Source organism: Brevibacillus sp. NPDC058079 (genome assembly GCF_042885155.1).
Classification (GTDB): Bacteria; Bacillota; Bacilli; order Brevibacillales; family Brevibacillaceae; genus Brevibacillus.
Genome location: NZ_JBHVSO010000007.1, coordinates 54,601 through 68,173, shown reverse-complemented (window position 1 = coordinate 68,173; position 13,573 = coordinate 54,601). Strand labels below are relative to the sequence as shown.

Below are 13,573 nucleotides of genomic sequence, written 5' to 3'. Positions count from 1 at the left end.
TTTATAAGCAAGGCATAGACAGTTATTTAACTACTTACTTTTCGAAGGAGAGATTTTATATGATAGCAGCTTTGAATACGTTAAAGACAATTGAGTTAGTTCGTGTTCAAGCACAAGGTTTTCGTGGGTTCAAAGATTCCGTTGAGATTGACTTCGCCACAGGTAAAAATGAGTTTATTGGCGATAACGGTAAAGGAAAAAGTAGTATCGGTGAACTGATTGCTTGGATTATTACAGGTCGAAATATTGCTGGCAAGCAAAAGGAAATCAATATTACCAATAAGGATTGTCAATTTGTTATTGGAATCTTGACATTTAAAGATCAAAATGGGAACATCCATGAACTTGAGCGAAAACAAACCTCTTCTATGACCATCAAGTTTGATTATGAAAACATTTCACAAAGACGATTAGAAGAACTGATACCAATGGATTTGTTCCTATGTGCGTTTAATCCTATTTACTTTCTCTCTTTGGATAAAGACGTGTCTCGAAAAACGATTGCAAGTCTATTTCCAACGTTAACAAAAGCGGGAATCTTGGCTGAGATGGATGCTACGAATCGAGAGCACTTGGAAAAAGAGTCTTTCGAAGTGGATCAAACCAACCAATATCTGAAAAATCGCAACGAAGAATTGAAACAACTCGAAGATAATCGGAAATGGCTTGAAGGATATATTGGTAAGTTGAAAGAGAAAGTCGTCATTCCTGAACAACGAACATTTAATGATGCTTCTCTTACCTCGTTGCATAAACAACTGGAAGATCTTCTTTCTCGCAAGCCTGAGCTGAAAGATATCAAAGATATGTTGAAAAAACGCGGTGATCTGCAAGGGAAGTTAGCACAAATTCAACATGAGAACTTTGGTCATCAGATGGAAAAATCAGATCTCATGAAGAAAAAGGCACTATTAGAGCAAGAGCTTTCAGTGGAGTTGGCAAAACAATATACCCCAATAAATTTCACTGGAATTGAAACAAAATTGGAAGTAATGCGTACAGACTATAAACATAATCTTGAAGCTGCTCGTTTGTTGGATCAAGAATCAAGAAAACTGGATGCTAAAAAGGTTCATGTACAAGAAGGCGATGATTGCCCTTATTGCAAGCAATCTATCTCAAAAGAGAGTGTAGAGATACTTGCAAAAGAATTGGCAATGGAAGTTGCGAAAGACAAGCAAGAATTAGAAGGCAAGCAACAAGAAAAGAAAAAGACATTGGCAGAATTAGAGGTAGAGGGGAAAAATCTACTTGCTGAAATCGCCAAGGCGAAAGAAACTGACGAACAAAATCGTCAGCAATTTGAAGTGGGTAAAAAGAATGCTATCGATACAATCAATGGTCGTTTGAAATTGATTGAGGAAGAACTTCTTGTCATCAGCAAACAAGAGAAAGAATTTGAAGAGATGAAGAAAAAGAACATTCAAGCTTTGCAAGTTCAAATACAGCAACTTGGCGTTGATAAAATGGAAGAAGAAAACATTCGTATTCAACGGGAGTTTGATGCGGTGGTATCGACTGAAAAAGCCAAACTTCAAGCTGAGATCCAACGTCTGCAAAAGGAAAAGGAAGAGGTTCTTGCCTATGAATCCAATCGCCATTCTCTACTCAAGCGAGTAGAAGATCAGAGGAAGGACTTGGAAAACCGTCAAAAAGAGATGGATGGTTACGGCGTTAAAGAGGTCGAAATTCGCAATAAGATCTACTACATGAAAAGCTTCAATGCGAAGAAGATTGAACTTCTTAACGAAACAATTAAAAAGCAGCTCAAAGACGTGGAAATTCGTTTGCAAAAAACTATAGAATCTACGGGTGAATTGAAAGATTGCTTTGAGATTCTTTACAGAGGGAAAGAGTTGAAGATTTGCTCTACTTCGGAAACCATTCGAGCGGGTCTGGAGATTTCAAATATGGTTAGTACCTTGTCTGGAGTGAAGTTCCCAGTCTTTGTGGATAACGGAGAATCGATTACGACATATGACGATCCAGGTTTTCAAACGATTGAAGTTCGTGTTGCAAAAGACAAACCATTAACTATGATCCGTGGTAGTAAAGAATTAGAAATCAAGTCGTCATACAAAAAGGTCGTTTCTTCGAAGCCGCGTTCATCCTCTGGATACACAAGATCAAGTGTTGGGACTGGAACGAGTACCGAAGCGGCTGGCTAATTTATCTATATGGTTAAGGAGGGGCATCTCTCATAGATGTCTCTCTGTGAGATGATAGTCTATGTGATTAAACAAGGGAGGATTATTAATGTTGAAGGATATTCAAGGAGCAGAGGACGTTGTAACATACATGAAAGAGCTGTTGGACAAACCAAACGGTAAATATCAATTGGCTCGTATTTGTGGTATGGCGCACATGTATGAAGAACAACAAGAGAAAGAAAATCAAATCGAAGAAATTCTGAATTTATCGAGAAGAGAAAGAGCAGTTGAAACAACCCTTTTAGGTGACTCTATGGCAATTGTACAAGTAGAAAAAAGAACAGAGAATGGAGTTGTGACGTACTTTCATCCTGTTGTAAATGGAAAACGCAGTTTTGAGGTTGCTGAGACGTTAGATCATGCAGTAGTCATTGCACTCGGACAAAAGTATGGAGTTGGTCAATACGCACCACAAGCAATACGAGCGATTCTTCAAATGGATCAGTTTGAGGAAAAGTTTCGTCCAAAAACATTTATTGAAAAATGTGTTTCTGGCGAGGAAACAGTTGATCGCATTGATGATTATGTTGAGGTTTGGCATACTGCTGGAGATGAGGTTAAACTTGAATTACCAGAATATCTTGGTATAAGCGATGATGATTATGAAAAGTATTTAAAAGACAGCAATTATATTTATCAGATCGTTGTCTCTGCGATTCAGAAACAAAAGTAATATCGAAACTGTTTTTTGATGAAGGGTAAGCATTTGCTTATCCTTTTTCTTATTTTGCATAGAGTATAACGTTACCAACATAACAGGGTGAAGAGTATTTTCAAATTTAATTTGGGGGAATGTGTAATGGCAGTAGCTACAGCAAACGCAGTTCTAATTTCAGGAAATCAGCAGGCTCTATTATTTATTCAATCCTTTTTTAAGCAAGGTGTATTAAATCAAACAGAAACCATTACAGTCAATGTAAAGGACAAGTACGAAGCGATTCCGTTTAAGATTGAAGTGAACCCGAATACAGATGGAACATTTGTTGCTTATCGTGTGCATACAAGTGCTGGGGAAAGCCTGTGGCAAACTTGGGAAACCGCAGAAGATGTAGAAAAGTCTTTTCAGATGATGAGTTTGATGTAACTGGTTGAAACAAAATTTGTCACAAATGATATTTCAAATAATTTAGGAACAAGGAGAGATATTATATGTTAATCAGTGTATTTTGCGGGAAACAGCATTTGTGGTTGGAATGCGATTATCCAAACATCGAAGACACAATTCGTGTAGATTTTAGTCGTGGCAATGCCACTAAACGGGTACACACAGACCAACAAGGGAAGCGTTATTTTGTCTGGAATAGCACTCGGATGTACCTCGAATTTTTGAAGGATTACACTATGAAAAAGATCAAGGATATGATTGAAAAGGGTGAGCATGTTACCGATAAGGAACTGGTCTTGGCTATCATTAACGATGGAATTGAGAATGTTCGTTTCATTGTTCCATGCTTTAAACGATCAGGAGCTGATATTTTTGGATTTGGTATTTTTACCAGTGAGACGGAGGATGTTTTATGTAAGGTATCTGAACATCGTTATAAAGTGAAAGATCAGTATAAACTGACCTTGGTTCCCGAAAATCCAAATCCAATGGTTTCCAGCAGAGATTTCTATACAATGGATTTTATGGGGTTGTTGAGAGCGGGAATAATTAAAATGGCAAGGACTGCCGTAGAGACAGAAGGGGGAGTCGTATCATGAAACACTATCAATGGCTCGGAAATTCTCTTCTCTTTTTCACGAATTCAAGTTTCATTTAAGGAATGTAATTACATTAATTAAGGAGGTTTTTTGATCTTGTCAAAAATTACGGTGGGAATGCCAGTATTATTGAAACCTGTAGGGAACAGAGCCAGATTTCATGGAGAAGAAATTCAAGAATATGTGATTAAGAAAGTAGGGAGAAAATATTTCGAGGTTTGGAAGGATGGTATGGAATATACGACAATTAAATTCCATATAGATTCTTTTGAACAGGTCACAGATTATACGCCCGATTGGAGATTGTATTGTAGTATGCAAGAAATTATTGACGAAAAGGAAACGCAGGCTATTTTAGATGAGCTACGAGATGTTTTTAAGGGATACGGTAGAATACAGAAGATTTCATTGGTTCAGTTAAGGAAGATTAAAGAAATCATTAGTGAAGGATAAAGTAACATGCCAAATAAGCAATTGATAAAATTCATTTTTGCTAACAGTGACTATTTATTTTAAAGAAGATGCGATACACCTGATCTTACAACAAGGTTGGGTGTTTCTTTTGTGTTAGAACGAATAGCACTCTCTTATGAACATGTCAATTTTTGCGTAAGATACTATATCTTTTTACAAACTTGGCGATGCTTTTTGCATCACATGAGGAGGATTTTTTATATGAGTAATTTGGCGACAGTTAGAAAATTAACCGAGATTTTAGAAATAAGAGATGGTGGCATCTTTGGGGTTAAGATCGTTACAGTAAAAAGAATTTCTGATGGGAAAGTAAAAGTGTACAAAGTATTGAATGATACCTGGTACAACAGTGATACACCTGATGACCTTCTTCGTGTCTTGGATGGCATATTCCGTTCAGGCACCCGTTGCCGCTTCTTTTTGGGAGATCAAGATACGGGATATGATTGGGCTGTGGAGAACAGTACGATGGGTACGATTGGTCGATCCACTGGTGAAGCTAAAATCCCTCTTCTCATTGCTTCGAGTAAAAGTAATAGTGGCATCGGTTTGTCAGACGACTGCATTGTAAAAATCGTTACATCAAATGGTGGGCAGGTATTATGGAAACATCCGAAATATGAGAAACCTGAGTTTCGTATTATCAATCGGGGCGAAGATGAGTTCCCCAATCTTCCAGAAGAGTATGTTTCGGCAGTATTTCGTCTCAATGATAAGGAAGGAAAAATTAACGTTGCGAATTTCAGAAACCATCTGAGCGCAGAAGGTTATGTAGCATTTATGAGAGGAGAACGAAATAGCAAAGCATATGGATTGAAAGTGGTTAAAAAGTAAACACGATAATAGCAAGGAGAAGGGACAAACTCCTTCTCCTTTTTATATTTGGTTTTTGCGCTTTTTCATTCAAAAGGAAAAACGATGGAGGTAAGCAATGAGATTAATATTCACTGACCATGCTATCAAACGAATGAATGATAGAGCCATCAAAAAGAGCAATGTAGCAAGCGTTGTTAGTAAAGGGGCACGAGAGTTTACCAGAAAAGGCTTAGTAAAAGCGACAAGGAATAATCGTGTTGCCGTATTTAAAGAAATAGGTAATGGAGAGTATATTATCATCACTGTTTACTACACGAGCCAAATGTATCAAATGGCAAAATGTATCGCACAAATGAAAAAGATTGGGATCAATAAGGCATTTAGATTTATTATGTCAAATCAGCGTTCAGGCTCAAAAGGCAAAGAAAAATTGAAAGCAATGGTAGGGAATTTATTCGTTTCTTTCGATACAAGAAATGGGCTGATTCTCTAAGTTTATTTAGAAATTAGAAGGCTTTGTCATCTTGAAAAGAATATAAGGAGTGATAAATAATGGGTACAAGAGATTTGATATTCGATGGAGAAGAAGAAGTGAACCAAGCGCCATACCAAAACATCTCGTTGAATCCGAATGGAGGTGTGGATGTGGAGGGTGAGTGGAAATTTTCGGGATCGTACTCCATAAGTGTTCCATCCGACACTATCAATAATGCTTACTCGTATACAGGAAGTGTTTATAAACCGTATACGAAAAAAGGACAAAGCCGTTGGAAAGTTAGTTTAGATGTTTATGGTGGCGAGTCTGGTCGAATCACTTTAAAGGTGCTTACGAAATCTGCCTCATCTCTTAAATAAGCACGGAAGATGATTGCAGAAGAGATTATCCAATTTGAAAAAACAGATCGATTCAAAAAAGAAGTATGGCCGCGCATTCTTCATGCAGATCATCACGTTCCGATTCTAAAAGAAATAGATGGAGAATTGTTTTGGATTGCAACTACCTGGAATGGGGCATGGTCGGCAATCCAAGGAAAATGTGGTTGGTATTCAATCGAAAAACCCTTTGGAAGTGGGCAGTTTTACTATCGTAAAACGGAGTGGGGCTTTGAGTATCCGCGTTTGGATGATGGGAGAACTGATTGGCACAATGGAAAGAAGGTATATAGAGAACCGAACTATGGGAACATCGAAGTTTCTCTTTGGTCAATTTCAGGTGGTGAAGGAAAATCTGATGAAATTAAGGACAAAATTGATCGTGCGATTTGGGATGTAAATGACAAAGAAATAGTGAATCTCATGCAAGCGAAAGCAATTTCATGAATACAAAATAGACCGATGAAAAGTGGAGGGCACATAAAGCCTCCTTTTTTTGTGCTGTAAAAACGTTGACTATAGGTTATATATTTGTTAACTTTGCCAAAAAAGGTATTTGACTGTAGTCGTGAATCTGAAACTATAAGATATGGAGTTGCACAGATGAAATCCAAAATTGCGGGTAAACTTATACAGAAGAGTGAAGTCGAAGCGATATTAGAAGAAAATCCAAATTTGAATGCAAGTGAAATTGGTGCAAGACTTGGAGTTAGCAGGGAAGTTATATATGAATTTTATCGGCAATATGGATGGGGAAGAAAAACAAAGAAGAGTAATACCTATGGTTATTCGACAAAGGATTGTAATAGGTTCGTACATGTAACAGCAGAGGATATCGTCAATCTGTTATCAATGAATCGAAATTTGACACATGAAGAATTGGCTGATATTTTAGGGACATCTATTACAACGATAGAAAGAGTTAAGCGTGAAGCGGGGATTATTTCTGATCATAAAGGGAGAAAGATACCTATGACGGAAAAAGAACTGAAGGACAAAATTAAATACCTTATATTGAATACTGGTATGTTAAGACAGGAAATTGCCTGGGAGCTTGGTGTGACACCACCCACGGTAGGAAATTACACGAAAATACTCAAAAATGAAGGGGAAATACCCCAAGATTTTTCTTTTAGAAAGAGATATTTGAATTAATACATCATAAGGAGGAAGGGATTCCTTTCTCTTATTATCTATATGATCTTTAGAAAACAGGAACCTTGTTAATTTGTTAACGGGAATCAATCACTTAGTAAATACTACAATATAAAAATTATAAATAGAAGGAATCCGTTTTTGGATACAGAGGAGGAGTTTGATTCGAGATTGTTGTAATGATACGATTAATGTATCACTTGTTTGAATTTTAAATTATCTGATGAGGTGGCAGAATGAATTTTATTGCTAAAGAAACTGTTATGCAGGATATCGAGAATTTTGCAAACTCAATTAAGAGCAGTTATAGCGTGGATGGTTGTACAGTATTCACGAGGTCGGAAGAAGATATCGTTTGGATGGGATACCTGATTCAAAAAGCTGGCAATCAATTCATTGTGAAAATGCCATATGTTGAAGATTCGGGAACGATGGCGATTCAGAAAAAGCAATGGACAATTGAGCAAGACGGGAGAGAATTCGCTTTTGGACTTGGATCACTTGGAGAAGTCTTTACTCGTTTAGAGATTGAAAAGTCATAGGATTAAAAGAATGGAGTGAAAAACCGCTCCATTTTATTAGGGTTTTTTAGTGTAAAATATAATTTACGCAACATGTCACTTGTTACATAATGTAAGTGGTCGACGTGCGAAAAATGAGGAGGAAATATACGTGGCAATCATGGCACATGAATTAATTTCGATTTTGAAAAGTGGAAAAAAGCCTGTTGTTCAGTTTGAGCCAGCAGTTGAAGAGTTTGAAACGATCTTTGACCATAATATGCGTGGGAGAGCAATTGGTTTTATTGAACAAACTGATGGATTGATCAGATTTATGTTTGAGGTAAAAGAATTTGAAGCTTACAATATTCCACATATGAAACCATGGAATGAAGATGATACAAAAAAGGTAATTGATACGGCATATTATCCAAAGGATGGTATTGAACAGATGTATTATGAACCTCAAGAAGAATTACCTTTGGTAATACTTGAAGACAATGACCTGCTTTCAGCATACGCAGAGAGCGGATCAAACGACTCTTACGTATTATGGTTGGAAAAGAGCCTGAATCAGTATGTTGAGGCATTTGCTGAATTAGAAGAATCATTGGAAAAAGATGTGCCTATTTTGGAAGAATTGAAGGAAAGGAGATTAGAAGATGAAGCAATTCGATTGGGTGGAAAAATTGAGGGTGTAAAGCATGCTATTGAGCGAATTCGTACAACCAAACTCCATCACTCGATTAAGAAGTAGGTTTGGATAAGCGCCCCTTGAATTGGGGCGTTTTCACATGTGAGACTTGAAATATGGGATGCTAAAGTTTATTTTAGAATAGTGTTTTGAAAACGTTCCTTCGGATTGGGAGATTTGAGCAAATGAAAGGAGTGGTTGGATGAGTAATGAGTGGACAATCCAAATTATTGGAGCTACGCAGACTTTTAAAAAATTTGAGATTAAAAATGAAAGATATCCTGGTGTAAGCGTGGAGATCATAGCGGACTCCGAGAATGAAGCTTGGGAGAAGTTCAATAGTGCCTTTAAAAATCTAAAGTAGTCTCATGAGATTCTGTCTCTTCTCGATACAGAAGTATTTTCAGAAACAACTTCATGCGGTTTTTATTATAACAAGATCAGGAACATGTGTTCGCAAATGGGTCTTTGGTAATATTTGAGAGGGAATAGTTTCATAGTACAATAGAAATGTAGGGCGTATAGGGAAACCTGTTGCTTTTAGGGGAGCGGATCGCTCTTCCTGAGTCGATAATATTCGACGAAGGGAGGTGAGTCGAAAAATGGAATGGCTAATGATCATTGTATTTGAGGCACTAAGGATTTTGATTCGAGAGATCATCACTCATCTTGCAAAATCCTTCACGACCTCTAATGATACGAACGCCAAGAACCGCCCCTTCGCTTCCCGACGCCGAGGCGGTTCTCGTTCAAAACGAAAAAAATAGTTGTTTAGAGCGAACCGACCACTAAAGGCGGCACTGGTACGCTTCTACAAGAGAAGAGGGGCGATATTGGTAGTATCGTTCCTCTTTTTTTACTTTATGCAAGGAGAGCCAGTTTTAGCCGTCTAAACAGCTTACTTGCTCACCTATATTTTACACAGATTACAAACGACTTGCAACAATACAGAAAAAATGATGCAATTAAAGGAACCATTTAGGACGATGCCGAAACTATCATAGGGAGTGATTTCATGTATTATAAGAAGGGAATGATATCCATTATAACCAGATTAATTCTTAGGATAAAGTGGTTAGAGTCTAATGTAGGGAGATGCTGTTGATGTTTGATCCAAATGAAGTATTTAATCTGAGTAAAAAAGAGTTGATTGAAACACTTCAAAACTCTACTCTTGAAACGATATTGAGTCAGAAAGAACTGATACAATCGTATTTTGAATTTTTCGAATCCATGCATCGTTTATTGGAGAACAAAAACAAGCATAGTCACAGTACAATACAAGAAGAAACGTCTTTGGTAGCGAGTCCAGTAGAGGTGTTATCTGTTACAAATGAAGTACATAATAATGAATCTGTTCCAGATGTAGATTCACAAGATCCAGAAAAACAACAAGAGCAAGGACAAGTTGAAGTAGGGAATGAATCACAATCGTTATTTGACAAACTGCTAAGTGAAGAACAAAATCAATTACAAACCTATCCACACTTAGTAGATTCTCGTCCCGTTTATTTATTTGAGCGTAAATTAGAAGGTGGCTTCGTTCCCGCAATAGAAGGGTATGTGCCAGAAATTACTCTTCGAAAATTAGATCTCCAACATCATGATTATGTCTATGCAAGAGAACTTCAAAGTGGATTTGGTGAGCGAAAGAGATTTATTTATGATTTTGCCAAAAGAAGTGAAAACCCAGGACGTACCGGACGTGTTCAAATTAGTTTTTGTTTGGTCGAATCTTATGACAATAATTTCTTCGTGAGAAAAAGTATGGAGTCAAGCTCAAAGGCTTACTTAATGGAAAATCCAGAGCTGTTTTTTACATTACAAGATAAAGATATTGAACGTTTGGGAATTAAAGAAGGTGATCTTGTCGATATCGCTTTCTACGAAGACAAACCAGAGAGTTTTAAAGTCATTTGGGTACACCGTTTCGAAGAAAACACGGAGAAGAAGGGCAGGAACATGCTTCCCCCAAAGCCCAATAAGGAGAAAGATGAAGAAGAGTTGGTTCAAAGTGATTTGGTTAAAACACTTGAGAACAAAACGATTTTGGTGATTGGTAACGAGCCAAACAAGGCGGAGTATCAATTCGAAATTGAAAAACGAGGCGGCATGTTTTTATGGGCAGACGCGAAAGATTCCATAAGTCGAATCAAGTCATTAGTTAAAAAAGCCGAACTCGTCGTTTTTCTCCTGAAAGTATCGGGACATACAGGTATGAAGCAAATTAAAAAATACTGCAAAGAACAAGACGTTCCATTTATTACAGAATGGAGTTTAAGTAGTATTACGATTGCTAAAGTGGTAGAGGCAGAAACATTGGCACTCGTAGCGGAGTAAGAAGAAGCTCTCTAAAGGAGAGCTTTTTTTATGTAGAACATCAGAAATCCGTTACATTTTCCGTGAATTCAAGCTTATATCATTTTTGGAAAACAACTATAATAAATGGATTTACAAAAAAGCAGGAGATATTTATTTATTCAAACAGTGTTCTATTTTTATCTAAAAAGGAGAGATTTTCTTGTATCCATTGTTTCGGAAAACAGTAGAAAGCCTCATCAAAAAATTCGGAAAGATGAATATTGACGAATTTTATGCGACGGACGCAAAGACAATCAAAATTATTAAACCAAATTATCTGGACTTTTCTATTGAGAAAAATGGAAACAGGTTGTTTGTGGGTTATTATCGAGAACAAGCTGGAGATTTGATTTCGGATCCAATTTTTGTGTTTGAGATTAAGGATAATAGATGGCATCCGATTCGCCTTGAACAAGTTCTTGGTGAGACACTAATCGGTCAATTTGAAAATGGTTGCTACTATTACTATCCAGGCAATTTTAAAGATGTAAAATCTTTTGCGTCAACTTGTGCAAAAGAATGGCGTTTTTACTATCTTTAATTCTATGAACATAACTTAACAAACATTTACTTCTAAAGGAGAGGTTATTATGAAACTTAGTAAACAATCCATTCAAGCGGTTGCCAATATTAAGGGTCACTTCGATCAAATTGAAAAGGACTTTAATCAACTGACGAATGAAGAGCAAGAGCAAGTGTTTGCATATCACAATGAAAACTATAACCTGAATCATTGTCTTCGATGGGGACAACAAGCCGCAAGAGAAATTCTAAGGAATGTTAAACCAGAAGAAGAAATCGAGATTGAGGTTGGTGATGACTTGGAGGCATATCTTAGCGAGCACCTGGAAGGAATCGTAGAGGGGCATCTCGAAGCTTGGAAAGACCGCTATCATCGCAAGAAGCTGGAAGACGTTGTGTTTGATCTTCGAGTAAATTACGACAGTGATGCTGAAATCAAGAATCTCGAAGAACAAATTGGTAGAGAGATGACCGACGATGAACGCAGCTATTTCTACGATGTGTTTATCAAGGAAGTAGAGAATTCTTTCTATCTTTAAAACTACTGTGGATAGTGGGAGTGATATGATAAGATTTGGACAACTGCTTAACACGGAGAATGCCATATTTTTGCTTGCTTCGAAAGAATGTAAATAAAATATGACTTCTTTAGAGGGTGCTATCGGGTTAAAACCGATAGCATATTCTCTCTAAATACGTAGTATTGCTAATATCCTGAATCTTGAAGTGTATTTATTTTAGGCTGCAATCGTAGGGATATATAAAGGAGAGGATATGGGTTATGGAGTTCGGATATTTGGGAAAAGAAAAAGAAGCTGAATTTAAAACGGAATATGGTCTGGATATCAACTATCTTGATAGTGGAAAGAGTGAATACATTTTCGAGGGTGAAGGAAGAACCTATCAATTTGAAACTTTAGAAGAGGTTGTTACATTCGCAAAAACACTGAAAGGTAAAATCAAGATCATTGATCACATTAGTGGATCGCTTGTATTTCTCTTTGATGGTGTATGTGTATGGCATGAGGATCAATGGAGACAAAACAGTAAGTATAATGACAAATTATGGCGAGGTATTGAACGTAATCCTGATGACGATGGAGAAGGCAATACACGGTATAGCATATATGATGTATATAGTTCAAGAGAATTGTTATAGCCTCGCTAACAACATGTGAGATCAATTAAGAAGGGGCGAGTATATGTATCTTGTAATCGAAAATAACTACCATGAACTTATTGTGCATGAGAATCAAACCAAAAAGCAAGTCAAGGACTTGGTAGATAAATACAAGGGAGATAAACGTGTTAATTTTCACATTTACAAAGTTACTAAAAAGTTGTCTATTAACGAATTTCAGTCTTAATAAAATATGATTTCAATTTATATATGAGAAGGAGAATAGAGATGTATGTCATGGCAAATTTTGAAGTCACCAGACGATAAATATTGCATTTGGTCAACTATTGTTGAAGATTTGATCTTTTATGATATGACAGCAGATGACATATTCATGGAATATAAAAAGAAATTTGGAGAAGAGAATGAAAAAAAGGCAAGAAAAATAGTTGAACAGTTGAATGCTGGTGAAAAGCCATATTTCCAATTTACATTAACATTTGAAGAAGCAATGGAGCAGCGAACATGGAATAAGTCAGAGGAAGATTTGCGATCTGATGTAGAGTATAACAATTGGATAAGTAAGCAGATGGAAATTAGTAATCGGTTCCCGTAATAGCCTGTGTTTTTAAAAGAACGAAACAAATCTATTAATGAGAGGTGCGGTTATTATGAGTCATCATGATATTCAAAACACTGAAAAATTCTATCTTGAAAGAGAGCCTGAAAGAGAGAATTCCAAGAAACTGGAATATAAAGTAGTGTTTTGTTATGCAAATGGTGATAGCCAAATGGTTACATTCAAGTGTAATGATAAAATGGAGTTGTTTTTATTAATGGGAAGGCACGTAGAACCAAAGTCAGAAGATGTGAAATCCATTACGATTCTATAAAAATGTGAGTTTTATTGAAAGGTGATTTTGCAAATGAAAGAGATATTCTCTAAAACAAAGGAAGTTAAAGTAGTTAGTATACAGTATGAAACTATGACAGAGTATGAAAAAGATAGGGAAGAACGAGTGAGGGATGGGTGGCATGAAACTGGCTATGTGAAATATAATCCATACCCTTGTATAACTTGGAGGAAAGAAAAACTGATTGTAAATAAGATGTGACTTCAATATAGAGGGTGCTATCAGGTTGA

At 36.7% G+C, this 13,573-nt stretch carries 20 protein-coding genes; all 20 read left to right on the top strand.

Going from position 1 to position 13,573, the window contains the following annotated elements; genetic code table 11:
* The first annotated feature begins 59 nt into the window (after positions 1–59).
* Entirely contained in the window at positions 60–2,168 is a 2,109-nt protein-coding gene (locus ACFVS2_RS20490) for an AAA family ATPase (protein WP_390237070.1), read from the top strand.
* Between the two features lie 88 nt (positions 2,169–2,256).
* Complete coding sequence (locus tag ACFVS2_RS20485; protein ID WP_390237069.1) at positions 2,257–2,883, top strand: hypothetical protein; 627 nt, start codon at positions 2,257–2,259, stop codon at positions 2,881–2,883.
* Between the two features lie 126 nt (positions 2,884–3,009).
* Positions 3,010–3,294, top strand: coding sequence for a hypothetical protein (locus ACFVS2_RS20480; protein ID WP_390237067.1), 285 nt, complete (start codon positions 3,010–3,012; stop codon positions 3,292–3,294).
* 65 nt (positions 3,295–3,359) lie between these two features.
* Complete coding sequence (locus tag ACFVS2_RS20475; RefSeq protein ID WP_390237065.1) at positions 3,360–3,914, top strand: hypothetical protein; 555 nt, start codon at positions 3,360–3,362, stop codon at positions 3,912–3,914.
* 96 nt (positions 3,915–4,010) lie between these two features.
* Positions 4,011–4,367: a beta barrel domain-containing protein gene (locus ACFVS2_RS20470; protein WP_390237063.1), complete on the top strand. Its 357-nt coding sequence runs from the start codon at positions 4,011–4,013 to the stop codon at positions 4,365–4,367.
* A gap of 222 nt (positions 4,368–4,589) precedes the next feature.
* Positions 4,590–5,222 (top strand): hypothetical protein, encoded by a 633-nt coding sequence (locus ACFVS2_RS20465; RefSeq protein WP_390237061.1) that lies wholly within the window; start codon positions 4,590–4,592, stop codon positions 5,220–5,222.
* 97 nt (positions 5,223–5,319) lie between these two features.
* Positions 5,320–5,697: a DUF4258 domain-containing protein gene (locus ACFVS2_RS20460; protein ID WP_390237059.1), complete on the top strand. Its 378-nt coding sequence runs from the start codon at positions 5,320–5,322 to the stop codon at positions 5,695–5,697.
* Positions 5,698–5,756: 59 nt separating this feature from the next.
* Positions 5,757–6,059, top strand: coding sequence for a hypothetical protein (locus tag ACFVS2_RS20455; protein ID WP_390237058.1), 303 nt, complete (start codon positions 5,757–5,759; stop codon positions 6,057–6,059).
* Positions 6,060–6,068: 9 nt separating this feature from the next.
* Positions 6,069–6,524: a hypothetical protein gene (locus ACFVS2_RS20450; protein ID WP_390237056.1), complete on the top strand. Its 456-nt coding sequence runs from the start codon at positions 6,069–6,071 to the stop codon at positions 6,522–6,524.
* A 156-nt stretch (positions 6,525–6,680) separates the two neighbouring features.
* The gene (locus tag ACFVS2_RS20445) at positions 6,681–7,232 is read left to right on the top strand and encodes a hypothetical protein (RefSeq protein ID WP_390237054.1); all 552 of its coding nucleotides are present in this window, start codon (positions 6,681–6,683) and stop codon (positions 7,230–7,232) included.
* A 236-nt stretch (positions 7,233–7,468) separates the two neighbouring features.
* On the top strand, positions 7,469–7,774 hold the full coding sequence (locus ACFVS2_RS20440; RefSeq protein WP_390237052.1) for a DUF5634 family protein: 306 nt from the start codon (positions 7,469–7,471) through the stop codon (positions 7,772–7,774).
* 130 nt (positions 7,775–7,904) lie between these two features.
* Positions 7,905–8,489 (top strand): hypothetical protein, encoded by a 585-nt coding sequence (locus tag ACFVS2_RS20435; RefSeq protein ID WP_390237051.1) that lies wholly within the window; start codon positions 7,905–7,907, stop codon positions 8,487–8,489.
* Between the two features lie 139 nt (positions 8,490–8,628).
* Positions 8,629–8,790, top strand: a complete 162-nt coding sequence (locus ACFVS2_RS20430; protein ID WP_390237049.1) for a hypothetical protein — start codon at positions 8,629–8,631, stop codon at positions 8,788–8,790.
* A 740-nt stretch (positions 8,791–9,530) separates the two neighbouring features.
* Entirely contained in the window at positions 9,531–10,766 is a 1,236-nt protein-coding gene (locus ACFVS2_RS20425) for a DUF2325 domain-containing protein (RefSeq protein ID WP_390237047.1), read from the top strand.
* A 181-nt stretch (positions 10,767–10,947) separates the two neighbouring features.
* Positions 10,948–11,328, top strand: coding sequence for a DUF6908 domain-containing protein (locus ACFVS2_RS20420; protein ID WP_390237045.1), 381 nt, complete (start codon positions 10,948–10,950; stop codon positions 11,326–11,328).
* Positions 11,329–11,377: 49 nt separating this feature from the next.
* Positions 11,378–11,848 (top strand): hypothetical protein, encoded by a 471-nt coding sequence (locus tag ACFVS2_RS20415; protein WP_390237044.1) that lies wholly within the window; start codon positions 11,378–11,380, stop codon positions 11,846–11,848.
* 242 nt (positions 11,849–12,090) lie between these two features.
* Positions 12,091–12,468, top strand: a complete 378-nt coding sequence (locus ACFVS2_RS20410; protein WP_390237042.1) for a hypothetical protein — start codon at positions 12,091–12,093, stop codon at positions 12,466–12,468.
* 253 nt (positions 12,469–12,721) lie between these two features.
* On the top strand, positions 12,722–13,045 hold the full coding sequence (locus tag ACFVS2_RS20405) for a hypothetical protein (RefSeq protein WP_390237040.1): 324 nt from the start codon (positions 12,722–12,724) through the stop codon (positions 13,043–13,045).
* A 55-nt stretch (positions 13,046–13,100) separates the two neighbouring features.
* Complete coding sequence (locus ACFVS2_RS20400) at positions 13,101–13,322, top strand: hypothetical protein (RefSeq protein WP_390237038.1); 222 nt, start codon at positions 13,101–13,103, stop codon at positions 13,320–13,322.
* A 33-nt stretch (positions 13,323–13,355) separates the two neighbouring features.
* A complete protein-coding gene (locus ACFVS2_RS20395) occupies positions 13,356–13,544 on the top strand; it encodes a hypothetical protein (RefSeq protein WP_390237036.1) in 189 nt (62 codons plus the stop codon).
* The last annotated feature ends 29 nt before the right edge of the window (positions 13,545–13,573 follow it).

Excerpts from the sequence above, each read along its gene's own strand:
- ACFVS2_RS20425 (WP_390237047.1), top strand. The coding sequence starts at position 9,531 with ATGTTTGATCCAAATGAAGTATTTAATCTGAGTAAAAAAGAGTTGATT.
- ACFVS2_RS20475 (WP_390237065.1), top strand. The coding sequence starts at position 3,360 with ATGTTAATCAGTGTATTTTGCGGGAAACAGCATTTGTGGTTGGAATGC.
- ACFVS2_RS20485 (WP_390237069.1), top strand. The coding sequence starts at position 2,257 with ATGTTGAAGGATATTCAAGGAGCAGAGGACGTTGTAACATACATGAAA.
- ACFVS2_RS20440 (WP_390237052.1), top strand. The coding sequence starts at position 7,469 with ATGAATTTTATTGCTAAAGAAACTGTTATGCAGGATATCGAGAATTTT.
- ACFVS2_RS20490 (WP_390237070.1), top strand. The coding sequence starts at position 60 with ATGATAGCAGCTTTGAATACGTTAAAGACAATTGAGTTAGTTCGTGTT.
- ACFVS2_RS20395 (WP_390237036.1), top strand. The coding sequence starts at position 13,356 with ATGAAAGAGATATTCTCTAAAACAAAGGAAGTTAAAGTAGTTAGTATA.
- ACFVS2_RS20450 (WP_390237056.1), top strand. The coding sequence starts at position 6,069 with ATGATTGCAGAAGAGATTATCCAATTTGAAAAAACAGATCGATTCAAA.
- ACFVS2_RS20460 (WP_390237059.1), top strand. The coding sequence starts at position 5,320 with ATGAGATTAATATTCACTGACCATGCTATCAAACGAATGAATGATAGA.
- ACFVS2_RS20480 (WP_390237067.1), top strand. The coding sequence starts at position 3,010 with ATGGCAGTAGCTACAGCAAACGCAGTTCTAATTTCAGGAAATCAGCAG.
- ACFVS2_RS20400 (WP_390237038.1), top strand. The coding sequence starts at position 13,101 with ATGAGTCATCATGATATTCAAAACACTGAAAAATTCTATCTTGAAAGA.
- ACFVS2_RS20455 (WP_390237058.1), top strand. The coding sequence starts at position 5,757 with ATGGGTACAAGAGATTTGATATTCGATGGAGAAGAAGAAGTGAACCAA.
- ACFVS2_RS20410 (WP_390237042.1), top strand. The coding sequence starts at position 12,091 with ATGGAGTTCGGATATTTGGGAAAAGAAAAAGAAGCTGAATTTAAAACG.
- ACFVS2_RS20445 (WP_390237054.1), top strand. The coding sequence starts at position 6,681 with ATGAAATCCAAAATTGCGGGTAAACTTATACAGAAGAGTGAAGTCGAA.
- ACFVS2_RS20415 (WP_390237044.1), top strand. The coding sequence starts at position 11,378 with ATGAAACTTAGTAAACAATCCATTCAAGCGGTTGCCAATATTAAGGGT.
- ACFVS2_RS20430 (WP_390237049.1), top strand. The coding sequence starts at position 8,629 with ATGAGTAATGAGTGGACAATCCAAATTATTGGAGCTACGCAGACTTTT.
- ACFVS2_RS20465 (WP_390237061.1), top strand. The coding sequence starts at position 4,590 with ATGAGTAATTTGGCGACAGTTAGAAAATTAACCGAGATTTTAGAAATA.
- ACFVS2_RS20405 (WP_390237040.1), top strand. The coding sequence starts at position 12,722 with ATGTCATGGCAAATTTTGAAGTCACCAGACGATAAATATTGCATTTGG.